Annotated in this window: 22 protein-coding genes and 1 pseudogene; 14 read left to right on the top strand and 9 right to left on the bottom strand. The window is 72.1% G+C overall.

All coding sequences use genetic code 11. The annotated features are described in order from the left end of the window. Positions 1-52: 52 nt before the first annotated feature. Positions 53-1,471 (bottom strand): benzoyl-CoA 2,3-epoxidase subunit BoxB, encoded by a 1,419-nt coding sequence (gene boxB, locus ACYBSK_RS21545; protein WP_460242931.1) that lies wholly within the window; start codon positions 1,469-1,471, stop codon positions 53-55. Positions 1,472-1,474: 3 nt separating this feature from the next. After that, complete coding sequence (boxC, locus tag ACYBSK_RS21540) at positions 1,475-3,160, bottom strand: 2,3-epoxybenzoyl-CoA dihydrolase (RefSeq protein WP_460242930.1); 1,686 nt, start codon at positions 3,158-3,160, stop codon at positions 1,475-1,477. A 120-nt stretch (positions 3,161-3,280) separates the two neighbouring features. Between boxC and ACYBSK_RS21535 the strand changes: the two genes are divergently transcribed. Then, the gene (locus ACYBSK_RS21535) at positions 3,281-4,654 is read left to right on the top strand and encodes an NAD-dependent succinate-semialdehyde dehydrogenase (RefSeq protein WP_460242929.1); all 1,374 of its coding nucleotides are present in this window, start codon (positions 3,281-3,283) and stop codon (positions 4,652-4,654) included. A gap of 14 nt (positions 4,655-4,668) precedes the next feature. On the opposite strand, the pseudogene ACYBSK_RS21530 reads toward ACYBSK_RS21535, so the two are convergent. The 3 genes and pseudogenes from ACYBSK_RS21530 to ACYBSK_RS21520 form a co-directional block, all read right to left on the bottom strand. Continuing rightward, positions 4,669-4,746, bottom strand: a pseudogene (locus ACYBSK_RS21530) (VOC family protein); the annotation flags it as partial. Positions 4,747-4,772: 26 nt separating this feature from the next. After that, positions 4,773-4,901 carry a hypothetical protein gene (locus tag ACYBSK_RS21525; RefSeq protein WP_460242928.1) on the bottom strand — a complete coding sequence of 43 codons (129 nt, stop codon included), beginning with the start codon at positions 4,899-4,901 and terminating at the stop codon, positions 4,773-4,775. Between the two features lie 58 nt (positions 4,902-4,959). Further along, positions 4,960-5,931 carry a lysylphosphatidylglycerol synthase transmembrane domain-containing protein gene (locus ACYBSK_RS21520; protein WP_460242927.1) on the bottom strand — a complete coding sequence of 324 codons (972 nt, stop codon included), beginning with the start codon at positions 5,929-5,931 and terminating at the stop codon, positions 4,960-4,962. A 330-nt stretch (positions 5,932-6,261) separates the two neighbouring features. On the opposite strand from ACYBSK_RS21520, the gene crcB (ACYBSK_RS21515) reads away from it, so the two are divergent. Together crcB (ACYBSK_RS21515) and crcB (ACYBSK_RS21510) are read left to right on the top strand one after the other, a co-directional pair. Further along, a complete protein-coding gene (gene crcB, locus ACYBSK_RS21515; RefSeq protein WP_457481815.1) occupies positions 6,262-6,735 on the top strand; it encodes a fluoride efflux transporter CrcB in 474 nt (157 codons plus the stop codon). Beyond that, positions 6,732-7,106: a fluoride efflux transporter CrcB gene (gene crcB, locus ACYBSK_RS21510; RefSeq protein WP_457478814.1), complete on the top strand. Its 375-nt coding sequence runs from the start codon at positions 6,732-6,734 to the stop codon at positions 7,104-7,106. Before crcB (ACYBSK_RS21515) ends, crcB (ACYBSK_RS21510) begins: the two co-directional genes overlap by 4 nt. Before the next feature lie 46 nt (positions 7,107-7,152). Here the strand turns inward: crcB (ACYBSK_RS21510) and ACYBSK_RS21505 are convergent, their stop codons facing one another. Then, positions 7,153-7,683, bottom strand: a complete 531-nt coding sequence (locus tag ACYBSK_RS21505) for a hypothetical protein (protein WP_460242926.1) — start codon at positions 7,681-7,683, stop codon at positions 7,153-7,155. Positions 7,684-7,804: 121 nt separating this feature from the next. Further along, entirely contained in the window at positions 7,805-7,996 is a 192-nt protein-coding gene (locus tag ACYBSK_RS21500) for a DUF5999 family protein (RefSeq protein ID WP_460242925.1), read from the bottom strand. Positions 7,997-8,213: 217 nt separating this feature from the next. Here ACYBSK_RS21500 and ACYBSK_RS21495 point away from each other — a divergent pair, with 217 nt between their 5' ends. The 5 genes from ACYBSK_RS21495 to ACYBSK_RS21475 are packed head-to-tail and all read left to right on the top strand — an operon-like array spanning position 8,214 to position 12,924. Then, the gene (locus tag ACYBSK_RS21495) at positions 8,214-8,378 is read left to right on the top strand and encodes a hypothetical protein (RefSeq protein WP_457478811.1); all 165 of its coding nucleotides are present in this window, start codon (positions 8,214-8,216) and stop codon (positions 8,376-8,378) included. Next, entirely contained in the window at positions 8,375-8,464 is a 90-nt protein-coding gene (kdpF, locus tag ACYBSK_RS21490) for a K(+)-transporting ATPase subunit F (protein WP_018533641.1), read from the top strand. Before ACYBSK_RS21495 ends, kdpF begins: the two co-directional genes overlap by 4 nt. 8 nt (positions 8,465-8,472) lie before the next feature. Next, entirely contained in the window at positions 8,473-10,134 is a 1,662-nt protein-coding gene (kdpA, locus tag ACYBSK_RS21485; protein ID WP_460242924.1) for a potassium-transporting ATPase subunit KdpA, read from the top strand. A gap of 41 nt (positions 10,135-10,175) precedes the next feature. Continuing rightward, the gene (kdpB, locus tag ACYBSK_RS21480; RefSeq protein WP_457478809.1) at positions 10,176-12,269 is read left to right on the top strand and encodes a potassium-transporting ATPase subunit KdpB; all 2,094 of its coding nucleotides are present in this window, start codon (positions 10,176-10,178) and stop codon (positions 12,267-12,269) included. A gap of 4 nt (positions 12,270-12,273) precedes the next feature. Beyond that, entirely contained in the window at positions 12,274-12,924 is a 651-nt protein-coding gene (locus ACYBSK_RS21475) for a potassium-transporting ATPase subunit C (RefSeq protein ID WP_460242923.1), read from the top strand. Positions 12,925-13,005: 81 nt separating this feature from the next. On the opposite strand, the gene ACYBSK_RS21470 is transcribed toward ACYBSK_RS21475, so the two are convergent. Together ACYBSK_RS21470 and ACYBSK_RS21465 are read right to left on the bottom strand one after the other, a co-directional pair. Further along, positions 13,006-14,457, bottom strand: coding sequence for an SLC13 family permease (locus ACYBSK_RS21470; RefSeq protein ID WP_460242922.1), 1,452 nt, complete (start codon positions 14,455-14,457; stop codon positions 13,006-13,008). A gap of 146 nt (positions 14,458-14,603) precedes the next feature. Next, the gene (locus ACYBSK_RS21465; RefSeq protein WP_457478806.1) at positions 14,604-15,344 is read right to left on the bottom strand and encodes an IclR family transcriptional regulator; all 741 of its coding nucleotides are present in this window, start codon (positions 15,342-15,344) and stop codon (positions 14,604-14,606) included. A 164-nt stretch (positions 15,345-15,508) separates the two neighbouring features. Between ACYBSK_RS21465 and ACYBSK_RS21460 the strand changes: the two genes are divergently transcribed. The 6 genes from ACYBSK_RS21460 (at position 15,509) to ACYBSK_RS21435 (ending at position 24,430) form a co-directional block, all read left to right on the top strand. Continuing rightward, complete coding sequence (locus ACYBSK_RS21460; RefSeq protein WP_460242921.1) at positions 15,509-16,675, top strand: pyridoxal-phosphate-dependent aminotransferase family protein; 1,167 nt, start codon at positions 15,509-15,511, stop codon at positions 16,673-16,675. Continuing rightward, complete coding sequence (locus ACYBSK_RS21455; protein WP_460242920.1) at positions 16,672-19,572, top strand: FAD-binding and (Fe-S)-binding domain-containing protein; 2,901 nt, start codon at positions 16,672-16,674, stop codon at positions 19,570-19,572. Before ACYBSK_RS21460 ends, ACYBSK_RS21455 begins: the two co-directional genes overlap by 4 nt. Continuing rightward, complete coding sequence (locus ACYBSK_RS21450; RefSeq protein WP_460242919.1) at positions 19,569-21,548, top strand: enoyl-CoA hydratase; 1,980 nt, start codon at positions 19,569-19,571, stop codon at positions 21,546-21,548. Before ACYBSK_RS21455 ends, ACYBSK_RS21450 begins: the two co-directional genes overlap by 4 nt. Positions 21,549-21,712: 164 nt before the next feature. Beyond that, entirely contained in the window at positions 21,713-22,120 is a 408-nt protein-coding gene (locus ACYBSK_RS21445; RefSeq protein ID WP_460242918.1) for an SAV_915 family protein, read from the top strand. A 17-nt stretch (positions 22,121-22,137) separates the two neighbouring features. Continuing rightward, complete coding sequence (gene lysA / locus ACYBSK_RS21440) at positions 22,138-23,484, top strand: diaminopimelate decarboxylase (RefSeq protein ID WP_460242917.1); 1,347 nt, start codon at positions 22,138-22,140, stop codon at positions 23,482-23,484. A 52-nt stretch (positions 23,485-23,536) separates the two neighbouring features. Beyond that, positions 23,537-24,430 (top strand): NmrA family NAD(P)-binding protein, encoded by an 894-nt coding sequence (locus ACYBSK_RS21435; RefSeq protein WP_460242916.1) that lies wholly within the window; start codon positions 23,537-23,539, stop codon positions 24,428-24,430. Positions 24,431-24,517 lie beyond the last annotated feature (87 nt).

Below are 24,517 nucleotides of genomic sequence, written 5' to 3'. Positions count from 1 at the left end.
GGTAGGGGCCGGGTCGGCGCTCGCGCGCGCCCGGGGCTCCACGGATGGCTCGTCAGGCCAGGTGCACGTACGCGTAGTCGAACGGTTTGCCGTTGATGCCCTGGCTCGGCGGGGCGATCCAGGAGGCGATCCGGCCCGGCTCGCGCACGGGGCGCATCAGGGAGCGTATGTACGTCCGGTCCACCTCGGTCGGCAGCCAGACGGCCTTCCCTTCGGCCCACGCGTCGGCGCCGCGGACCGTCCCGTCCGGTGCCGCCTCGATCCCGGCGAAGGCGCCGACCCGCCGGTTGAACGCGACGTGCGGCAGATACAGCCGCCGGTCGATCCCGGCCTCCTCCAGGAGCCGGTTCCAGCGGCCCAGACCGGTGTGGCAGTCGCGGATGTACGCGCGCCGCAGATCGGTGTTGAGCCCGACGAGCGCCGCCACCTCGCGCTGCCCGAACTCCCCGTCGACCAGCGCGTCCACGAGGTACGCGTCGTCGGTGAGGGTGTGGTCGTCGGTGCGGCGCTCCTCGCCCCAGCGGCCCTTCAGACCGGAGGTGTAGTAGGTGGCGACGTTCGTGGACGTCTCCGAGCCGAAGAGGTCGAGCGAGACCGAGTAGTGGAAGTTGATGTACTTCTGGATCACGTCCAGCGGGATGCCGCCGCAGCCGGTGAGGTCGTCCGTGTCGTGCTCGCGCATCAGCTCGGCCGTGCGCCGCACCACCCGGTCGATGCCGGTGGTGCCGACGAACATGTGGTGCGCCTCCTCCTTCAGCATGAACTCGGCTGTGCGCGACAGCGGGTCGAAGCCCGACTCCTTGAGCGTGCCCAACTGGTACTTGCCGTCGCGGTCGGTGAAGTACGTGAACATGAAGAAGGACAGCCAGTCCGGCGTCTCCTCGTTGAACGCGCCCAGGATGCGCGGCGACTCCTCGCTCCCGGAGTTGCGCCGCAGCAGCTCGTCCGCCTCCTCGCGTCCCTCCCGGCCGAAGTGGGCGTGCAGCAGATAGACCATCGCCCACAGGTGCCGCCCCTCCTCCACGTTCACCTGGAACAGATTGCGCAGGTCGTAGAGGCTGGGCGCGGTCGCCCCCAGGTTGCGCTGCTGCTCTACGCTGGCCGCTTCGGTGTCGCCCTGGATCACGATGAGGCGCTGGAGGTCCGCCCGGTACTCGCCGGGCACCCGCTGCCAGGCCGGTTCGCCGCGGTGCGCGCCGAAGGCGATCCGGCGGTCGGGCTTCGGTTCGGCGAGGAAGACACCCCACCGGTAGTCCCGCATCGCGACGTGCCCGAAGCGCGCCCAGCCGTCGCGCCCGACGTCGACCGCGGTCCGCAGGTACACGTCGTCGGTGGGCAGGGCGGGGCCCATGGAGTCCCACCAGGAGAGGAAGTCGGGCTGCCAGGACTCCAGGGCGCGCCGCAGGCGGCGGTCCTCGTGCAGGTCCACGTTGTTGGGGATCTTGTCGGTGTAGTCGGCGGTGAGCGCCATCGGTCACACCCGCTTCCGGTCGAATTCCGGGCGCTGTCCGGTGCCGTACCTGCGCAGGGCGCCGTCGGGGCCGGACGCGTTGGGACGGTTGAAGATCCAGTTCTGCCAGGCGGTGAGGCGGCCGAAGACCTTCGTCTCCAGGGTCTCGGGCCCCACGAAGCGCAGATTCGCCTCCAGGCCCGTGAGGGCGTCCGGGCTGAACCCGGACCGCTCCTCCAGACAGATCCGCACCTCCTCGTCCCAGTCGATGTCGTCGGGGGCGAAGGTGACCAGGCCGAGCCGCTCGGCGTCCGCCGCGTCGAGGGCCCGGCCCCGGGCGGCGCGGGCGGCCGTCAGGGACTCCTCGTCGCGGCAGAACCGGGTCGCCAGCCGGCTCAGCCCGTTGCTCATCGGCAGGGCACCGAGGTTCATCGGGCCGACGGTGACCGTGGCCGGTGCGGCGTCCGGGTCCACCTCCTCGAAGACACCCGAGAGGTGGAAGGAGCGGTCGGCGGCGAGCACGACCTCCAGGAGCGTCCCGGCGAAGCAACTGCCGGGCTCGATCAGGGCGATGAGGCTGCGGCTGCTCAGGTCGAGCCGCTTCAGCGTCCGCTTGAGGTACAGGGTGATCTCGCGGGCGAGGCAGTCGTCGCCGTGGTCCAGGAGCAGGGAGTCGTGGGCGAGGACGCGGTCGGCGTCGCCCCGGCTGCGCAGCACCCAGGTGCCCAACTCCGTTTCGTTGGTGCGCAGATCGAGGACGAGGTCGTCCAGTTCGCGGGCGAGCGCGAGCGGCCAGGAGGCGTCCCCCTGCCGGTGCAGCCCGGCGAGTCCGGCCGGGGCGTCGGACGTCGGCCCGTCGAGCGTGATCTCCACGACGCGCCGGTCCCGGTCGAGGGCCGCGCGCACGTACCGGTACGCGACGCCCTCCTCGGTTCGCGTCTTCTCCAGCGGCGTCAGCCGGATCCCGGCCCGACCTTCCGCCGGACCTCCCGCCGGGCCGCCCGTCGGCCGGTCGGAGCGCGCGGCGGCCTCGGCCGCACGCGCGGCGACCGTACGCTCCCACGCGCCGCGCGGCACCGCCTCGTCCACCAGCCGCCACCGGACGGCCCGAGCGCCGCCCACGCCCTCCGGCCGCGTGGCGAAGTGGTCGGCGAGGTCCCGGCGCACGCCCCGCTTGTCGACGAGCCGGGTGAGGCCGCCGGTGCCCGGCAGCACCCCGAGCAGCGGCAGCTCCGGCAGCGACACCGTCGACGAGCGGTCGTCGACCAGCAGGATCCGCTCGCAGGCCAGCGCCAGCTCGTACCCGCCGCCCGACGCCGTGCCGTTGACCGCGGCGAGGTAGGTCTGGCCGGAGTGCGCGGAGGCGTCCTCGATGCCGGCGCGGGTCTCGTTGGTGAACTTGCAGAAGGAGACCTTCCACGCGTGACTCGACGCCGCCAGCATCCGGATGTTCGCGCCCGCGCTGAACACCTTGTCCCTGCCGCTGGTCACCACGACCGCCCGCACCTCGGGGTGCTCGAAGCGCAGCCGTTGCACGGCGTCGTACAGCTCGATGTCGACGCCCAGGTCGTAGGAGTTGAGTTTCAGCGCGTAGCCGGGGACGAGCCCGCCCTGTTCGGACACGTCCAGGGTGAGCGTGGCGACGGGTCCTTCGGTCTTCAGCGACCAGTGGCGGTAGTGCGTCGGGGCGGTCCGGAACTCGACGCGCATGGCGCTCCCCTTGTCCTCGGATCCCTCAACACTCCACGCCCGACCGCAGGAGCGTCAATATCCCGTAGCACGTTTGTGTGCCATCGCGACGGTCCGGACACGAAAGGTATGGTCGCGGGCATGACGGCCTACAAAACGGTGAACCCCGCGACCGGCGAGACCCTCAAGGAATTCCCCGAGGCGACCGCGAAGCAGATCGAGACCGCACTGGCCGACTCCCACGCCGCGTACCAGAGTTGGCGCACCTCGGACGTCGAGACCCGCTCGGCGGTGCTGCGCCGCGTCGGGGAGATCTACCAGGAGCGCAAGGACGAGCTCGCCCGCATCATCAGCCTGGAGATGGGCAAGCCCCTCGCCCAGGCCAAGGGCGAGATCGACATCGTCACGAGCATCTACGAGTACTACGCCACCGAGGGCCCCGGCTTCCTCGCCGACGAGGAGCTCTCGGTCAGCGGCGGCGGCACCGCCACCGTGCGCACCGCGCCCCTCGGGTCCTTGCTCGGGATCATGCCGTGGAACTACCCGTACTACCAGGTCGCCCGGTTCGCCGCGCCGAACCTGATGCTCGGCAACACGATCCTGCTCAAGCACGCCCCGAGCTGCCCGCAGGCGGCGCTCGCGATGGAGCAGATCTTCACGGACGCCGGGCTGCCGGCCGGCGCCTACCTCAACGTCTTCGCCACCAACGACCAGGTCGCCGACATCATCGCCGACCCGCGCAACCAGGGTGTCTCGCTCACCGGCAGCGAGCGGGCCGGGTCGGCCGTCGCCGAGATCGCCGGCCGCAACCTGAAGAAGTGCGTCCTGGAGCTGGGCGGCTCCGACGCGTTCATCCTCCTCGACACCGACGACGTGGCGAAGACCGCCCGCAAGGCGGCGGGCGGCCGGCTCGGCAACGCCGGACAGGCCTGCAACTCGCCCAAGCGCTTCCTCGTCCAGGAGGGCCTGTACGAGGACTTCGTGCGCGAGCTGACCGCGAACGTCGGCGCCGTGGAGGCGGGCGACCCGCTGGAGCCCGGCACGAAGTTCGGCCCGCTGTCCTCGCGCGCCGCCGCCGACCAGCTGCTGGAGCAGATCAAGGACGCCGTCGACAAGGGCGCCACGCTGCACACCGGCGGCGGCCGCGGCGAGGGCCCCGGCGCGTACGTCCAGCCGACCGTGCTGACCGGCATCACGCCGGAGATGCGCGCCTACACCGAGGAGCTGTTCGGCCCCGTCGCCGTCGTCTACTCGGTGTCCGACGAGGACGCCGCCGTGGAGCTGGCCAACAGCTCGCCGTACGGCCTCGGCGGCGCCGTGTGGAGCGGTGACGTGGAGCGCGCCAAGCGTGTCGCCGACCGCCTCGACACCGGCATGGTGTGGATCAACGGCTTCGCCGGCACCCAGGCCGACCTGCCCTTCGGCGGCGTGAAGCGCTCGGGCATCGGCCGTGAGCTGGGCAAGTACGGCATGGCGGAGTTCGCGAACAAGAAGCTGATCCGCGTCCAGGGCTGACCGCCGACGCGACGGGCCCCGCGCCCGCCGAACAGGTCGTTCACCCGGCCGGGTTCGGTGTGCGCGGGGCCCCCGCAGTACGTCACCCCGAGCCTTGGTCCGCCTCGGCGGGCGAAAGCTATTTGCGGCGGCGGAAGAACAGCCACAGGCGGGCGGCCATGAGGCCGAGGACCACCACGCCGGCCGCGATCTGCAACCAGCGCGGGACCGCGCCCAGCTCGGGCAGGAACACGGCGAGCGGTGTCACGGGACCACGCCTCCTCAAGTGCGGCAGAGCGGCTCTCCGAACGCGAACCTACCAAGCGTCAGATCACCTTGCGCCGCACCAGCGTGGCCAGCACCAGCGCGCCCGGCAGCAGCGGCAGCCACACCGTGAGCAAGCGGAAGCCGATGACCGCCGAGGTCGCCTCGACGACCGGCGTGCCCGCGCCCACCAGCGCGATGCCCAGCGCCGCCTCCACGGAACCGATCCCGCCCGGCGTCGGAACGACCCCCGCCACGGCCGTGGCCGCCAGATACGCGAGCGCGATGTCGAGCGCCGGCACCGGCACGTCCAGGGCCCGCGTCACCGCGACCATCACGGTGGCCTGCAACGCCGGGAAGCCGATCGCCCCGCACCACAGGGCCAGCACCCGGGCGGGCCGCGCGTGCAGGGCGCGCACGTCGCTGAGCGCCGTGCCCAGGAAGTTCCGGACGGCCCCGCGCAGCGGCCGCACCGACCACAGCGCCGCGGCGACGGCCGCGGCCGCCGCGACCAGCAGCAGCACCGCGAGGCCGCCGCGCTCGACCGGCAGCAGACCGCCGAGCGGCAGCGTGTCCGGGGACGCCGCCATCAGGGTGAGCAACAGGGCGTACTTGCCGACGGGCTGGGCCAGCGAGTACAGCGCGAGCGCCGCGCAGGCCCGATGCGTCTCGATCCCGCACGAGCGCATGAACCGCAGCGTCACGACGTGCGCGCCGAGCCCGGCGGGCAGCAGATGGTTGGCGGAGCCCGCCGCGACCTGCGAGGCGAACAGCCGCCGCGCGGGCAGCGGTTCGAGCACCGCGCCCTGCCGCAGCAGACACACCGGCAGCCAGCACGCGACGGTGGCCGTCGCGGCGGCCAGCAGCCAGCCGGGGTCGGCGCCCCGCAGCCGGACCAGCCCGGAGACGAACACCGGCCAGTTCCAGGCCACCCACCCGGCGACCAGGACGAGCGGAACCAGCGCGATCCACTTCCGGGCTCTCTTGCGTACGGGCAGGCGGCGGCGCAGGACAGGGGGAGACGATGTGGCCACGCTTGAGCCGTCCTTTCAGGGCGCGCACAGCGCAGGGCAGGGGGCGGGGAGCGGGGGAGGACCACTACGGTTCTGCCCGCTTTCGGGGCCGCCGTAGTGTCGTGCGTGCGTCAATCTGCGGAACGGTCCCGGCCAACGGCCCCGGGCGGTGCGCCGACGCGCCCGGAGGTACGCTCTTCGCGGCGGTGCAGGCGATCACCCCGCGGCGGTGGGGCCCGCCGTACTCCAACTGCGGCAAGGACGCCGCCAACGGTCCCTACTTGCGACGACGCGCACCCGTACCCTGTGCCCGGCGAGTAGGAGATCCACGTGGGAGAGGCCCGCACCCCGATGCTGAACGAATCCGTCGACCCGGAAGCGGACCCGCACGTACCGGTCCGGCGCACGCCCCCGTGGCGGGGACAGGGGCCCGTGATCGCCGCGGTCTCGCTCGGCGGCGCCGTCGGCGCCTCCGCCCGCTACGGTGCGTCGCTGCTGTGGCCCACGGCCTCCGGCGCCTTCCCCTGGACGACGCTCGTCGTCAACGCGGTCGGCTGCGCGCTCATGGGCGTCCTCATGGTCGTGATCACGCACGTGTGGACCGCCCAGCGCCTGGTCAAGCCGTTCCTCGGCACCGGTGTCCTCGGCGGTTTCACGACCTTCTCCACGTACGCCGTCGACATCCGCGTCCTGGCCGACGGCGGCCATCCGCGCACCGCCCTCGCCTATCTGGCGCTGACGGTGTGCGTGGCGCTCGCGGCCGTGTGGACGGCGGCGCACCTGACCCGCCGCGTCATCGCGCGGCCCGAAGGGGGCACGGCATGAACTGGCTGCTGGTGATCGCGGGCGCGATGGTCGGCGCCCCGCTGCGCTACCTCACCGACCGCGCCGTCCAGTCCCGGCACGACACGGTGTTCCCGTGGGGCACCTTCGCCGTCAACGTCCTCGGCTCCTTCGTCCTCGGCCTGGTCACCGGCGCCGTCGTGGCGGGCGGCGCCTCCACCCAGGTGCAGTTGCTGGTCGGCACCGGACTGTGCGGGGCGCTGACGACGTACTCCACGTTCTCGTACGAGACGCTGCGGCTCGCCGAGCACGGGGCAGGCTTCCACGCCGCGGCCAACGTCGTCGGCAGCGTCGTCGCGGGACTCGGCTCCGCCTTCACCGGCGCCGCGCTCGCCGCCGCCGTCTGGGGGTGAGCGGCCGGGGGCGGGGACCGGCCACCGGCCTCGCGGGCCCGGCGCCTCAGCGCAGCCCCGACACCTGGAACACCGTCCGCGCCAGCTCCTCGTCCACCCGCTGCGCCAGCGCGCGCAGCGCCGTCCCGCCGCACAGCAGCAGTCCGCGCCGCTGCGACACCCGGGCGGCGTCGTCGAGCAGCCGCCACAGCGGGGGATTGGCGACGAGGACCCGCGGATCGATCTCGACCCGGCCGCCCGCCTCGTCCCGCAGCACCAACCGCCCGGCGACACCGTTCACGCAGCGCACCGACACCAGCCGGTCGGTCCGCACGGTGTGCTCGCGCCACAGCCCGCGCGTGCTCAGCCGGTCCGCCGTGGCGGTCACCCGGACGGGCAGCAGGATCACCGTCAGCGCGACGCTCAGGCCGCACCACAACACGCAGCGCCCGGGCGCGAGGTGGCCCGCCATGACGTCGATCGCGAGCAGCAGCGCGCACAGCGTCGTACCGCACCCCACGGCGCCGCGCGCCTGGCCGTCCCACCGCTCGTCCCGTGCGCTCGCGCCGTCCGCCGCTGCCCTGAAGGTGTCTGCCATGGCGCCGACGGTAGGGACCTCGGCCCCGCCCTGTCCGCGTCCTTGACGCCGTCCGTACGGATCTCGACACACCGTCTTGACGCGCGCGCCCGGCTTCTCCGGGGTGGCGGCCCGGGTGTGCTCAGGCCGCGACGGCCAGCCGGTCGGGCGTGACCGGGTAGGAGCGGTGCGGGGCGACGACGGCGCCGTCGGGGTGGAGCTCGCCCGTGTCGTCGAAGACGATCGTGCCGTCGCACCGCAGGCTCCAGCCCTGCTCGGGGTGGGCCGCGACGACGTGCTCGGGGTTCGGGCACGCGGGGTGGTGGAAACACATGGCGAACCTCCGGGGGCCGTCGGTGGGGGCGGTCCGGGAGGGCCGTCCTCGTACTTCGACGATGCGCCCGCCCGCCCCCGCGGGCCAGAGCCGGACGCCGAATGTGACAGCTCCCGGACACTCCCGGAACCGTTCCACGACGGCGTGGGCCGGGAGCGGTCCGGCGCCGCGTAAGAGAGCCGTCAAGGGCGTGCGCCGTGGCGTAAGGGAGGTGTCAATGAGACTCGAATCGGCCCCTGACCGGGGGTTTCCTCTGATTGTCAGTTCCGATCCAAGACATTCACTCAGGGAGCTCACGATGGCCGACGTGGCCTTCGTCGTCACCACGGTCGCGGTCTTCGCGCTGGTGGCACTCGTCGCCAAGGGGGTGACCAAGCTGTGACCGCCGAGAACATCGTCGGCCTCGTCGTGGCCGTCGCCCTCCTGGGCTATCTCGTCCTCGCCCTCATCTATCCGGAGAGGTTCTGAGCACAGATATGAGCCCCGTACTCGCCGGAGTGCTCCAGCTGCTGGCGCTCATCGCCGCGCTGGCACTGGCCTACCGGCCCCTCGGCGACCACATGGCCCGGGTCTACTCCTCCACCAGGCACCTCAGGGTGGAGAAGTGGATCTACAAGGGCATCGGCGCCAACCCCGACACCGAGATGCGCTGGACCGCGTACCTGCGCGGAGTCCTCGCGTTCTCGGCCGTGAGCGTCCTCTTCCTGTACCTGATGCAGCGCGTCCAGGGCAGCCTGCCGGGCTCGCTGGGCTTCTCGTCGATCGACCCGGACCAGGCGTTCAACACGGCCGCGTCCTTCGTCGCCAACACCAACTGGCAGTCGTACTACGGCGAGCAGGCCATGGGCCACGTCGTGCAGACGGCCGGACTCGCCGTGCAGAACTTCGTCTCGGCGGCCGTCGGCATCGCCGTGGCCGTCGCCCTGGTGCGCGGCTTCGCCCGCTCCCGCACCGGCGAACTCGGCAACTTCTGGTCCGACCTGGTGCGCGGCGTCGTCCGGATCCTGATCCCGATCTCGGTCGTCGGCGCGCTCGTCCTCGTCGCCTGTGGCGTCATCCAGAACTTCTCCGGCATCCACTCCGTCGGCCAGTTCATGGGCGGCAGCCAGCAGTGGAACGGCGGCGCGGTCGCCTCCCAGGAGGTCATCAAGGAGCTGGGCACCAACGGCGGCGGCTACTTCAACGCCAACTCCGCCCACCCCTTCGAGAACCCCAGCGGCTTCTCGAACCTCTTCGAGGTCTTCCTGATCCTGGTCATCCCGTTCGCGCTGACCCGCACGTTCGGCAGAATGGTCGGCTCCCTCAAGCAGGGCTACGCGATCCTCGCCACGATGGCCACCATCTGGATCGGCTTCGTCGCCCTGATGATGTGGACCGAGTTCGCCCACCACGGACCGGCGTTCGACGCCGCGGGCGGTGCGATGGAGGGCAAGGAGACCCGCTTCGGCATCGCCGCCTCGGCGATCTTCTCGGTCTCCACGACGCTCACCTCCACCGGCGCCGTGAACTCCTTCCACTCCTCCAACACCGGCCTCGGCGGCGGCCTCGACCTGCTCGGCATGCAGCTCGGCGAGATCGCCCCCGGCGGTACCGGCTCCGGCCTCTACGGCATGCTGATCATGGCGATCATCGCCGTGTTCATCGCCGGACTGATGGTCGGGCGCACGCCCGAGTACCTCGGCAAGAAGATCGGCACCCGCGAGATCAAGTTCGCGGCCCTCTACATCCTCATCACGCCGGCCCTCGTGCTGATCTTCACCGCCGCCTCCCTCGCCCTGCCGACCCCGCCGAACTCCATGCTCAACCCCGGCGCGCACGGCTTCTCCGAGATCCTGTACGCGTACACGTCCGGCGCCAACAACAACGGCTCCGCCTTCGCGGGCCTGTCCGCCGACACCCAGTGGTTCAACACCACGATCGGCCTCGCGATGCTGCTCGGCCGCTTCCTGCCGATGGTGTTCGTGCTGGCGCTCGCCGGTTCGCTGGCCGAGCAGACGCCGGTCCCGGCCACCGCGGGCACCCTGCGCACCAACAAGCCCCTGTTCACCGGCCTGCTGGTCGGCACCCTGCTCATCGTCACGGGGCTCACGTACTTCCCGGCGCTCGCCCTCGGCCCGCTCGCGGAAGGGCTCGCGTGATGACCGTACGCACCGAACGTTCAGAGAATTCCGAGGACGCGATGTTGTCCACCGCCACAGATGTCCCACCCGCCGTACCCACCGGGCACGAGCCCCGCGGCGGCAAGGTCGGCGGGGGCCTGTTCGACCCCCGGCAGCTGCTGAAGTCGCTGCCGGACGCCTGCCGCAAGCTCGACCCGCGCGTCATGGTCAAGTCGCCGGTGATGTTCGTGGTCCTCATCGGGTCCGTCCTGACGACGGTGTTCTCCTTCTCGGACCCGACCGACTGGTTCGGCTGGGCGATCAGCGCCTGGCTGTGGCTGACGGTGATCTTCGCGAACCTGGCGGAGGCCGTCGCCGAGGGCCGGGGCAAGGCGCAGGCCGACACGCTGCGCAAGGCGAAGACCGACACCGTGGCGCGGCGGCTGACGGGCGAACGCGAGGAGGCGGTCGCCGGTACCGAGCTGCGGGTGGGCGACCTCGTCGTCTGCGAGGCCGGCGACATCATCCCCGGCGACGGTGACGTCGTCGAGGGTGTCGCGTCCGTCGACGAATCCGCCATCACCGGCGAATCCGCCCCGGTCATCCGGGAGTCCGGCGGCGACCGGTGCGCGGTCACCGGAGGCACCAAGGTGCTCTCCGACCGCATCGTCGTCAGGATCACCACGAAGCCCGGCGAGACCTTCATCGACCGCATGATCAACCTGGTCGAGGGCGCCGCCCGGCAGAAGACGCCGAACGAGATCGCGCTGAACATCCTGCTCGCCTCGCTCACCGTCGTCTTCCTGCTCGCGGTCGCCACGCTGCCGCCGTTCGCCGACTACGCGGGCAAGCACCTGTCCATGGTCGTGCTCGTGGCCCTGCTGGTCTGCCTGATACCCACCACCATCGGCGCGCTGCTCTCCGCGATCGGCATCGCGGGCATGGACCGGCTCGTGCAGCGCAACGTCCTGGCCATGTCCGGCAGGGCCGTCGAGGCCGCGGGCGACGTCTCCACCCTGCTGCTCGACAAGACGGGCACCATCACCCTCGGCAACCGTCAGGCCGCCGAGTTCGTGCCGGTGCGCGGCACCACCGAGGCCGAGGTCGCCGACGCGGCGCAGCTCTCCTCGCTGGCCGACGAGACCCCGGAGGGCCGCTCCGTCGTCGTCCTCGCCAAGGAGAAGTACGGGCTGCGCGAGCGGCACCAGGGCGAGCTGACCGGGGCGACCTGGATCGAGTTCACCGCCCAGACCAGGATGTCCGGTGTCGACGTGGCCGGGCGCAAGATCCGCAAGGGCGCGGCCGGTTCGGTCGTCGCCTGGGTCGAGGAGCAGGGCGGCCGCGTCGCCGAGGACGCCGACTCCGTCGTGAAGCGGATCTCCGAGGCCGGTGGTACGCCGCTGCTCGTGGCGGTCGAGGACGCTGACGGTGCCCGCGTCCTGGGCGTCGTCCACCTCAAGGACGTCGTGAAGGACGGCATGCGCGAGCGGTTCGTCGAACTGCGCCGCATGGGCATCAAGACCGTCATGATCACGGGCGACAACCCGCTGACGGCCAAGGCGATCGCCGAGGAGGCGGGCGTCGACGACTTCCTCGCGGAGGCCACCCCCGAGGACAAGATGGCCCTCATCAAGCGGGAGCAGGCGGGCGGCAAGCTCGTCGCGATGACCGGCGACGGCACCAACGACGCCCCGGCCCTCGCCCAGGCGGACGTCGGTGTCGCGATGAACACCGGTACGTCTGCCGCGAAGGAGGCCGGCAACATGGTCGACCTCGACTCGAACCCGACCAAGCTCATCGAGATCGTCGAGATCGGCAAGCAACTCCTCATCACCCGGGGCGCGTTGACGACCTTCTCGATCGCCAACGACGTCGCGAAGTACTTCGCGATCATCCCGGCGCTGTTCGCGGCGGTCTACCCCGGCCTGGACAAGCTCAACATCATGCGGCTGTCCAGCCCGGACTCCGCGATCCTCTCCGCGGTGATCTTCAACGCGATCATCATCATCGCGCTGGTGCCGCTCGCCCTGAAGGGAGTCCAGTACCGGCCGGTGAGCGCCGACAAGCTGCTCCGCCGCAACCTCGGGATCTACGGCCTGGGCGGTCTGGTCGCGCCCTTCATCGGCATCAAGCTCATCGACCTCCTCCTCTCCCTCATCCCCGGAATCGGTTAAGGCCATGAACAACTCCGTAGCGAACACAGGCCGGTTGCTGTGGGCCGGGCTGCGCGCCCTGATCGTCCTGACCGTGGTGTGCGGCGTGCTCTACCCGCTCGCGGTCACCGGTGTCGCGCAGGTCGCCTTCCATGATCGGGCCAATGGATCCGAGATCGAGTCCGAGGGCAAGGTCGTCGGCTCCTCCCTCATCGGGCAGACGTACCTCACGAAGGACGGCGAGCCCGACCTGAACTGGTTCCAGCCGCGCCCGTCGAACGGGCTCGGCGAGAACAGTGTCAACACCCAGTACCAACTGATCCTCTCCGGTGCCACCAACCTCGCCGGTGACAACAAGGAACTGGTCAAGCAGGTCGAGAAGGCCAAGGCCGCCGTCGTCGCGGACAACTCCACGGCGACGTACCGGGTGAAGCCCTCCGACGTCCCGGCCGACGCGGTCACCTCCTCCGGCTCCGGCCTGGACCCGGCGATCTCGCCCGAGTACGCCGACCTCCAGGTGCACCGGATCGCCGAGCGCCACCACCTCTCCGTCGACCGGGTCAAGAAGCTCGTCGACGCGCACACGGACGGGCGGCAGCTCGGGTTCATGGGTGAGCCGACGGTCAACGTCCTCGAACTCAACGTCGCGCTCCAGGAGTTGACCGCGAAGGGCTGACCCGGACCGAAGCCCGAAGCCTGAGGGCCGAGGCCCGTCGACCGCAGCCGTGCAGGCGCGGACGGCGGGCCTCGCCGGATGTCAGAGCTGGCCCGGAATGATGAAGATCAGCCAGGTCGCGAGCGGGGCGATGACCGTCATGCTCAGACCCCATGTCATCAAGCGCCGGAAGACGGTGTCCCGCATGTCCTCCGGCGCGCCCGCCACGGTCAGGGCGCCACTGGTGGAGAACGGCGACGAGTCCACCACCGACGACGAGATCGCCAGCGCGCTGATCATGCCGATCGCGCCGATCTCGCCGCCCGCCAGGAACGGCACGGCCAGCGGGATGAGGGCGCCGAGGATCCCGGTCGTGGAGGCGAACGCGGACACCACGCCGCCGATCACGCAGATCAGCAGCGCGGACACCTGGGGCGTGCCGAGGTCGCTGACGCTCTCCCCGGCCCACTTGATGGTGCCCATCTCGTCCATGAGGCTGACGTACATCACGATGCCGCAGACCAGCAGCACCGTCGGCCAGGCGCAGCGCTCGACGGCTCCCTTCGCGGAGGCGGGGGAGACCAGGCACAGGACGGTCGAGACCACGAAGGCCATCAGGCCCACGTCGAGGTCGAAGGCGAGCGAGCCCACGGCGAGGCTGATGACGCCGAGAACGGTGAGGGAGCGGGCGAGGTCGAGGCGGACGACCTCCTCCTCGGGTTCACGCTCTTCGGGTGCACTTTCCACGGGGGCGGGTGCGGGTTGCGGTGGCACGGCCGGGACGGGGGCCGGTGTGTCGGGGGCCGTGGCCCGACCGCCCGCGGGGGCCGGAACACGCGTCCCGGCGGGGGCGGGGGCTACGCCACCAGGTGACGCTTCGGCGGCGGTCGGCGCCGGGGTCGGCGCACCGCCGCCGGCCGGCTTTCCGGTCACGGTATCCGCCCGTCGGCCCAGCAGCTTGCGGCCGCCGAACAGGAAGAAGACGACGACGCTGAGCGCCAGGTTGAAGAGGAAGGAGCTGAGGAAGAGCATCCCTTCGCTGCCCGGGAGGTCCTCCCTCTGCACCACACCGTTGGTGATGGTGCCGAAGATGCTGATCGGCGAGAAGCCGCCGGCGCTGGCGCCGTTGATGATGAGCAGGCCCATCAGGACCGGGTTGATGCGGTGGCGGACGGCGAAGCCCATGCCGATGGGCGCCATGATGCCCACCGCGCCGGGCACCACCGCACCGGAGGCCGTCAGCGCCCCCGTGATGAGGAACATGACCCACGGGATGAGCGCGATCCGGCCGCGCACGGCACGGGTCGAGGCCTGCACGAGCCAGTCCACGGTGCCGTTGTTCTTGGCGATCGCGAACAGCAGTGTGACGCCGACGAGCACCACGAAGAGATCGCCGGGGAACCCGGCGAAAATCTCGTCCGCCGTCTCACCTGCGACGGCTGTACCGACGATGAACGCGGCGACAACGGCGATGACGCCCATGTGCACTTTGGTGAAGGTTGCGATCACGAACACGAGCACCAAGCCGATGATGGAGATGACTTGATCTGACACGAGGCTTCCTCGCCTTCGGTCGGTGGTCACCACACATTCAGGACATTCCGGGATCCGGAATCTGCGTTTCGGGTTGGGGCGAGAGTATGGAAGGGGTCTGATGGCGCGTCAAGACATGTCACGCGTCGGGAGCGTGTCAGGGAGCCTCAGGAGATGCGGGCGCTGATCGTCCGGGCGGCCTTGCGGACCAGTTCCCCGAAGGCCGCCGTCGCCTCCGGTGTCATCCGGCTCGTCGGAACATTGACACTGACGCTGGCCACCGGAAGTCCCTCCGCCCCGAGCACCGCGGAGGCCACCGCCGAGACGTCCGTGCGCCACTCGCCGCCGTTCGTCGCGTAGCCGCACGCCCGGATCTCCCGTACCTCCGCGAGGAGTTGCTCCCGGTCGGTGACGGTCGTGTCGGTGTAGCGCGGCAGTCCCTCGTCGAGGTAGCGCCGCACCGCGTCGTCCGGGTCGGCGGCGAGCACGGCCTTGCCGTTCGCCGAGGCGTGCATCGGCAGGTCCTGGCCGAGCGGAAGGATGATGCGCACGGCCTTCGTCGTCTGGAGCCGCTCGACCAGCAGCACCTTCGCGCCCTCGCGCACCGCCAGGTGCACCGTCTCGTCGGTCTGCCGGCGCAGCTCCTCCATCACCGGCAGCGCGGCGTCGCGCAGCCCCAGCTCGTCGGTGGCGTGCCGACCGACGTGCAGCGCCTTCGCGGTGACCACCCAGCGGGTGGGGGTGCCTCCGGCGGGACGGATCCAGCCCGTGGCGTGCAGCGTGACGAGCGAGCGCTGCACGGAACTCTTCGGCAGCTCCAGCGCCCTGGCAAGGTCGGCGACGCCGACCGGCTGGAGTTCGGCCACCTGCTCCAGCGCCCGCAGGGTGTTGGCCACGTTCTGCATCATCGCGAGTCCTCACGCGTTCGGTGATCGCATCCACGGGGTCCGGCGCAACCGCCTTTCACCGCATGGCCGTTGACGCGTCGGCGAGACGAAGCCTACGCTCCACGTGCCGCTCAACGGTACGGCGTGCCACCTCACGGCACAACACCCTTGAGGAGTCGAACCGCATGACGCTCCGCACCGGCCGCCACTTCCTCCAGATCCCCGGCCCCACCAACGTCCCCGACCGGGTGCTGCGCGCCATGTCGGCGCCCACCATCGACCACCGCGGACCCGAGTTCGCCGAGCTGACACGGCGTCTGCTCGCCGCGCTGGGCCCGGTGTTCGGCACGACGGGACCCGTCGTCGTCTACCCGGCCTCCGGCACCGGCGCCTGGGAGGCCGCGCTGGTCAACACGCTCAGCCCCGGCGACCGGGTGCTGTCCTTCGAGACCGGGCACTTCGCGGTGCTGTGGCGCGAGATGGCCCGAACACTCGGCCTGGACGCCGACACCGACGCCCTCCCCGGCGACTGGCGGCACGGCGCCGACCCGGACGCCCTCGCCGAGCGGCTCGCCGCGGACACCGAGCACCGCATCAAGGCGGTGTGCGTGGTCCACAACGAGACCTCGACCGGTGTCACCAGCCGCGTCCCCGAGCTGCGCGCGGCCATCGACGCCGCCGGGCACCCGGCGCTGCTGTTCGTCGACACCATCTCCTCGCTCGGCTCCATCGACTACCGGCACGACGAGTGGGGCGTCGACGTCACCGTCGCCGGTTCCCAGAAGGGGCTGATGCTGCCGCCGGGCCTCAGCTTCAACGCCGTCAGCGACAAGGCCCTCGCCGCGTCCCGGACCGCCCGGCTGCCCAAGTCCTTCTGGAGCTGGGGCCCCGTCATCGACGCCAACGTCAAGGGCGCCTTCCCGTACACCCCCGCCACGAACCTCCTCTACGGCCTGGACGAGGCGCTGCGGATGCTCGCCGAGGAGGGGCTGCCGAACGTGTTCGCCCGGCACGCCCGGCACGCCGCCGCCACCCGGGCCGCCGTGCGCGGCTGGGGCCTTGAGGTGCTGTGCGCCGACGAGCGCGAGCACTCCGGGTCGCTCACCGCCGTGCTGATGCCCGAGGGGCACGACGCCGACGCGTTCCGCAAGGTCGTCCTGGAGCGCTTCGACATGTCCCTCGGCTCCGGCCTCGGCAGGCTCGCCGGGCGGGTCTTCCGCATCGGGCACCTCGGCCACTTCAACGACCTGACCCTCGCGGGCACCCTCTCCGGCGTCCAGATGGGCCTGGAGCTGGCCGGTGTGCCAATCCAACGCGGCGGTGTCCAGGAGGCGTTGGACGTGCTGCGATGACGGCCCCCGGCGAGGCCCGCGCCGCCGCCCGCGACCTGGAGGCCGCCCTGAGCCGCGACCTCGACGGCGAGGTCGCCTTCGACGACTACACCCGGCACCTGTTCTCCCGCGACGCCAGCATGTACGCCATCGAACCGCGGGGCGTCGTCTTCCCGCGCCACGCCGACGACATCCGGGCCGCCGTCGCCGCGGCCGCCGAGCACGGGGTGCCGGTGGTGCCCCGCGGCGCCGGCACCAGCCTGGCCGGGCAGACCGTGGGCCCCGGCCTCGTCCTCGACCTGTCCCGGCACCTGCACCGCATCGTCGAGCTCGACCCCGAGGCCCGCACCGCGCTCGTCGAACCCGGCGTCGTCCAGGACCAGTTGAACCGTGCCGCCGCCCCGCACGGCCTGATGTTCGGCCCCGACACCTCCACCAGCAACCGGGCCACCATCGGCGGCATGGCGGGCAACAACTCCGCGGGCAGCGGCTCGCTCCGCTACGGCATGACCATCGACCACGTACGGGAACTCGACGTCGTCCTCTCCGACGCGTCCACCGCCCGCCTCGCCCCCGTCGACGAGGCCGAGCGGGCCCGCCGCGCCGGAGCCGGCACCCTGGAGGGGCGGCTGTACCGGGAGCTGCCGCGGATCCTCAAGGAGCACTCCGCGTCCATCGCGACGGACTTCCCCGCGTACTGGCGGCGCTCCGGCGGCTACCGCCTCGACCGGCTCGCCGACCCCGAAACCCCCTTCGACCTCGCGAAGTTCGTCGTCGGCTCGGAAGGCACCCTCGTCCTCGCCACCCGCGCCCTCGTCGACCTCGTCCCCAAGCCCGCCCGCACGGTGATCGCCGTCGGCCACTTCACCTCCGTCGCCGGCGCGATCGAGGCGACCGAGGACGCCCTCGGCCTCGACCCGGCGGCCGTCGAGATGATGGACCGCACGATCCTCGACCTGTCCCGGCAGAAGATCGAGTACGCCTCGCTCGGCAGCATCCTCGAAGGCGACCCGGAAGCCCTCCTCTTCGTCAGCTTCACCGGCGACGACGAGGCCGAACTCATCGGCAGGCTCCAGACGTTGACCGCCCTGTGGAAGCGGCACGGGCACGGCTACCACACCCTCGAAGCCGTCACCCCCGCCCAGCAGTCCGGCCTGCTCAAGGTCCGCAAGTCCAGCCTCGGCCTGCTCATGGCCGCCAGCGAGGGCACCCGCCGCCCGCTGGCGTTCATCGAGGACACCGCCGTCGACCCCCGGCACCTCGCCGCGTACACCCGCCGCTTCCGGCAGATCCTCGACCGGCACGGACTCAACGCCGGTTTCTACGGCCACTGTTCGGTCGGCTGCCTGCACATCCGGCCCTTCGTCGACGTCGCCGACCCCGCCCAGGTGCGCACGATGCGCGCCGTCGCCGAGGAGATCAAGGAGCTGGTACGCGAGTACGGCGGCGTCAACTCCAGCGAGCACGGCGACGGCCTGGCCCGCAGCGAGTTCAACCGCGCGCTCTACGGAGACGACCTCTACGAGGCGATGCGCGAGGTCAAGGGCCTCTTCGACCCGGAGAACCGGCTCAACCCCGGCAAGATCGTCGACGCCCCGGCCATGACCGAGCACCTCCGCGACGCCGCCCTGCCGCCCGCGCCGCCCCTGCGCACCCACCTCGACTTCGAGGTCCTCGGACAGGGCGGCGGCATGCGCGGCGCCGCCGACCGCTGCATGAACATCGGGCTGTGCCGCAAGAGCGAAGCGGGCGCCATGTGCCCCTCGTACATGGTCACCAAGCACGAGCCCGACTCCACCCGCGGCCGGGCGAACGCACTGGTCAAGGCGCTCTCCGAACCCGACCCCAAGGCGGCGCTCGGCGACGAGGGGCTGCACGAGGTGCTCGACCTGTGCCTCATGTGCAAGGCCTGCAAGAGCGAATGCCCGCTCGGCGTCGACATGGCCACCCTCAAGGCCGAGACCCTCGCCCACCACCACGAACAGCACGGCACACCGCTGCGCTCCCGCGTGTTCGGCGCCATCCGGCGCCTCAACCGGCTGGGCTCGGCGACCGCCCCGCTCTCCAACCTGCCGCTGCCGAGGCGGCTGTTGGAGCGCGGCCTCGGTATCGCCCGTGCCCGGCCGCTGCCGGTGTTCGCCCGCCGCAACCTCGTGTCGTGGTTCCGCCGCAGGCCGGGCACGGTGGCCGGAGCGCAGGGCACCGTCACCCTCCTCGCCGACTCCTTCACCACGTACACCGACCCAGCGGTGGGACGGGCCGCCGTCGAGCTCCTCGAACGGGCGGGCTGGAACGTTCAGTTGGAGAGCGGTGGCTGCTGCGGTCGCGCCGCCTTCTCCAAGGGCCTGCTCGACCAGGCCAAGGACCAGGCGCGCGGACTCGTGCACCGGCTCGCAAAGACCGGGGACGGCCCCATCGTCGGCTGCGAACCCTCCTGCCTGCTCACCCTGCGCGACGAACACCGCGCCCTGCTCCCCGGCGACCCGGCGGTCGCCGACGTCTCCGGCCGGGTGAAACAGCTGGAGGAACTGCTCACCGAAGCCATCGACGACGGCCGGCTCCGGCTGCGCGAGGACGCCTGGCCCGCGGGCCGCCGCATCCTCTTCCACGGCCACTGCCACCAGAAGGCCGAGGTCGGCACCGCGGCCACCGTCGCGCTCCTGAACCGGATCCCCGGCGCCGACGTCGTCGAACTCGACGCGGGCTGCTGCGGAATGGCCGGCTCGTTCGGTTTCGAGGCCGAGCACTACGACACGTCGATGGCCGTCGGCGAGGACCGCCTCTTCCCCGCGGTGCGCGCCGAACCCGACGACACCGTGGTCGCCGCCACCGGTGTCTCCTGCCGCCAGCAGATCCACCACGGCACCGGCCGCGGCGCGCTCCACCCGCTCCAGCTCGTACGGGAGGCCCTGCGATGACACCCTCCGACGCGCGGGGCGCCCTCACCGGTGTCCGCGTCCTCGACCTCACCCAGGTGATGGCGGGCCCGTACTGCACGATGCTCCTCGCCGACCTCGGCGCCGATGTCATCAAGGTCGAGCAGCCGAACGGCGGCGACCAGACCCGGCACTCCATGGGCACACCCGGACCCGGCGGCGACACCCCCGCCTTCCACGCCCTCAACCGCAACAAGCGCAGTGTCACCCTCGACCTGCGCACCGACGCCGACCGCGCCGAGTTCCTGCGGCTCGCCGCCGACGCGGACGTCGTCGTGGAGAACTTCCGGCCCGGCGTCGCCGACCGCCTCGGCGTCGGCTACGAGGCGGTCCGCGCCGTGCGCCCCGACGTGGTCTACGCGTCGATCTCCGGCTTCGGCCAGTACGGCCCGTACGCCGACCGGCCCGGCTACGACCTCATCGCCCAGGGCATGGCGGGCGCGGTCAGTGTCACCGGCGACCCCGACGGCCCGCCCGTCAAGTGCGGACTGCCGGTCGGCGACCTCGGCGCGGGCATGCTGTGCGCGCTGAGCATCGCCGCCGCACACGTCCACCGGCTGCGCACGGGGGAGGGGCAGTACCTCGAAACCTCCCTCTACGAAGCCGTGCTGGCGATGTCGGTGTGGGAGTCGGTCGAGTACTTCTCCGGCGGCGCACCACCCGAGCGGCTCGGCTCGGCCCACCGCATGTCCGCGCCCTACCAGGTCGTGCGCACCAAGGACGGCCACGCCACCGTCGCCGCCAACAACCAGCGCCTGTGGCTGCGGCTGTGCGAGGCGCTGGACCTCCAGCACCTCGCGGACGACGAACGCTTCGCCACCAACACCGAACGGATGCGCCACCGCGCCGAGTTGATCGCCCTCCTCGAAGGACGGCTCGCGGCGAGCAGCACCGAGGAGTGCGTGGCGCGGCTCCTGGACGCGGGCGTCCCCGCGGGCCCGATCCTCGACTACGGGCAGATCCTCGACCACGACCCGCACGCCCGCGCCCGCGGCATGGTCGAGGAGTACGACCACCCGGTCGACGGCCGCGGCCGCGTCGTCGGCTTCCCGGTGAAACTCGCCCGCACCCCCGCGCGGCTGCGCCGCCACCCACCGGCACTCGGCGAGCACAACGACGAACTCCTGCGCAAGGAGCCACAGGTGACACCTGCCGACGACGACGGCGCGGGCTCCGTCACCTGGACCCGCCGCCCCGTTCCCGGAACCACCGTCCACGCCGCCCACCTCACCCTCGCCAACCCGGACCGCCGCAACGCCCTGACCCTGCGCATGTACGACCAGCTGGAACGGGCCTGCCAGGAGATCGACGCCGACCCCGGCATCCGGCTGACGGTCCTGCGCGGAGCGGGCGGCCGGGCGTTCGCCGCCGGTACGGACATCCGCGAGTTCCGCGACTTCAGCGGCGGCGGGGACGGCGTCGCGTACGAGTCGCGGGTGGCGCGCGCCGTCGACCGCCTCGCCGCCCTGCGGATGCCGGTCGTCGCCGCGGTGGAGGGCCCGGCGGTCGGCGCGGGCAGCGCGCTCGCGAGCGTGTGCGACATCGTGCTGTGCACCCCCGACGCGGTGTTCGGCGCCCCCATCGGCCGCACCCTCGGCAACTGCCTTTCCCCCGCCGTGATCTCCCGCCTCTACGCGGGCCTCGGCCGCGCCCGCACCCTGCGCGCCGTCCTCACCGCCCGCCTCGTCACCGCGGCGGAGGCCTACGAGGCGGGGTTCGTGGCGGAGATCGTCGAACCGGCCGACCTGGACACCCGCCTCACGGACCTCGCGGCGGACATCGCCCGCTGCGCCCCGCTCACCCTCGCCGCCCTCAAGGAGGCGGACCGCCGTGTCCTGGCCGCCGCGGACCCGGGCCACGCCGAGGACCTGTACACCCAGGTCTACGGCAGCCGGGACTTCGCGGAGGGCGTGACGGCCTTCCTGGAGAAGCGGAAGCCGGTCTGGCGGGGCCGCTGACCTCGGCCCCGCGGCGCGGGCCTGCGTCGTGCGGTGTCCGTCACCAGCGCGTCAGCATCACGGCGAACGGCGTCAGCGTCGCGTCAGGACGGTGCCCGGGGCAGGGGAGGGCGGCATAGCGTCCCTGGTGATCCCACACCCCCGGATCCTCCAGGAGGCACCCCATGGCAGAAACGCTGAGCGCCGAAGACCCCGAACCCTCCGAACGGTTCCCGGCCGGACCCCTGTACGTACCGGTCCGGCCGGGCCCGTTCGGGCACGCCGCCCGCCTGTTCCGCACCCCGCTCGGCGACCGCACCGCGGTCGGCTTCACCTCCGCGCGGGCCCTGACCACCACGCTCGGCCCGGACCAGCCGTGGATCCGGCTGGCCGAGCCCGCGCTGCGCGCCATGACCGCCCCGCTCGGCGCCGCCCCGGTCACCGTCGACCCGCAACTGTGCGCCCCCGCAACGGGGTTGGGTAGAAGTACAGGACGACCGCGGCGCGGCGGCCGCATCCCGGAGACGGCCGGCGCCCGCCGGGTCACCGCGGCCGCCGTCCTCGTGACGGCGCTGTCGTACTGGATCGGCTGAGGAAGGGCGACGACACGATGACCACGTTGCACGAACCCGCCGCCCCGGCCACGGACGCCTGCGCACCCGAGCACCGCTCCGTGTGGCCCGCCTCCACCGCCGAGCCGCACCCCGGCCACCCCGCCGTCGGCGGTGTGTCGCTCGCGGAGGTCGCGGGCCGCTACGGCACCCCGGTGTACGTCCTCGACGAGGGCGAGGTCCGCCGCCGCTGCCGCACCTACCGGGACACCTTCCCGGAGGCCGAGGTCCACTACGCGGCCAAGGCGTTCCTGTGCCGCGCCATGGCGAACTGGGTGGCCGACGAGGGCCTCGGCCTCGACGTCTGCTCCGCCGGAGAGCTGGAACTCGCGGTCGCCGCGGGCTTCCCCGCGGACCGGATCGTCCTCCACGGCAACGCCAAGACACCCCACGACCTCAAGCGCGCGCTCTGGTACGGCGTCGGACGCATCGTCATCGACAGCCCTTCCGAGATCGCCCGGATCGCCGCCGCGGTCGGCCCCGGCGGCCACCAGAAGGTGATGGTCCGCGTCGTCCCCGGGATCAGCGCGGGCGGCCACGACAAGATCCGTACCGGCACCGACGACCAGAAGTTCGGCATGTCCATCGGCGACGGCTACGCCCAGCACGCCATCACCCGCATCCTCGACCAGCCGCAGCTCGAACTCACGGGCCTGCACTGTCACTTGGGCTCGCAGATCACCGACGTCAAACCGTATCTGTCGGCGGTGCGCCGCATGGTGGGACTGATGGCCCGCCTGCACCATCAACACGGCCTCGTGCTGCCCGAGTTGGACCTCGGCGGCGGGCACGGCATCGCCTACCGCCCCGGCGAGCCGGCCATGGACCTCACCCGGCTCGCCAGCAAGGTCCGCGCCGAGCTGACGGAGGCGTGCGCGGTGGCCGGACTCGCCGTGCCACGCCTGATCATCGAGCCCGGCCGGGCCGTCGTGGGCCCCGCCGGAGTCGCCCTGTACCGCGTCGTGTCGGTCAAGCGCACCGCGGGCCGCACCTTCGTCGCCGTCGACGGCGGCATGAGCGACAACCCGCGCCCCGCCCTGTACGGGGTGCGCTACGAGCCCCGGCTGGTCGGCCGCGCGGGCAGCGACGACCTCGCCCCGGTCACCGTCGTCGGCCGGCACTGCGAGGCCGGTGACGTGCTCGCCGCCGACGCCCGGCTCCCCGCCGACGTGCGGGCGGGCGACCTGATCGCCGTACCGGTGGCGGGCGCGTACCAGGTGTCGATGGCCTCCGGCTACAACGCGGTCGGCCGCCCACCCGTGGTCGCCGTGCGGGACGGCCGCGCCCGACTCCTCGTCCGACGCGAGTCGTGGGACGACATCCGCAGCCGGGACGTGGGCCTGTAGGCGCCCTAAAGAGTAAAAAACGTAACTCGGTTACGTTATTGTGGTCTTCGTGATGAGCGAAGCGCGACAGGCGCACAACGGACAAGACGACTCGCGACCCGTCCTCGTGACGGGAGCGACCGGCCGTATCGGGCGCGCGGTGGTCGGTGAACTCCTGGCCGCCGGTGTGCCCGTGCGGGCGCTCACACGCGACCCCGGGGCCGCCGGACTCCCGGACGGGGTCGAGGTGGTGGCGGGCGACTTCACCGACCCCGCCTCCCTCGACCCCGCCCTGTGCGGCGTGCGCTCGGTGTTCCTCCTGTGGACCGCGCCGCCCGCCACGGTCGAGGCGGTCGTCGAACGGATCGCGGCGCACACGCGGCGGGTCGTGTTCCTGTCCTCGCCGCACCGCACACCGCACCCGTTCTTCCAGCAGCCCAACCCGATGGCCGGCCTGCACGCCGGGATCGAGCGCCGCATCGACGCCGCCGGACTCGACCGGACGTTCCTCAGGCCCGGCATGTTCGCCTCGAACGCCCGGCTGTGGTGGGAGCCCGCGATCAGCGCGGGCGAGCCCGTGCGATGGCCGTACGCCGACGTGGCGACGGCACCGGTCGACGAACGCGACCTCGCCGCCGTCGCCGCCCGCACGCTGTACGAGAGCGGGCGGCACAGCGGCGGCGACTACGTGCTGACCGGGCCCGAAGCGCTCGGTCACGCCGACCAGGTGCGCGTGATCGGCGAGGTGATCGGCCGGTCGATCCCCTTCGAGGAACTCTCACCCGACGCGTTCCGGCGCGCGACCGAAGGTGTCTGGCCGCGGCCGGTCGTCGAGATGCTGCTCGACGCGTGGGGCGCGAGCGCCGGGCACCCGGCGTACGTGACGACGACGGTGGCCGATGTTCTCGGCGTACCGGCGCGCACGTTCCGCGACTGGGTCACCGATCACTGGAGGACGCCGCGGTAGGCGCGGCGCGGGCGGGCTCCCGCAACCGCCACGGGCGGGGCAGACACGGTCTGCCCCGCCCGTGGCGGTGGTGTTCGGCGTACGGCC

This window comes from Streptomyces sp. BYX5S, from assembly GCF_054724165.1.
The sequence above is the reverse complement of the archived record's forward strand: the minus strand, read 5'-3'. Positions and strand labels throughout refer to the sequence as shown.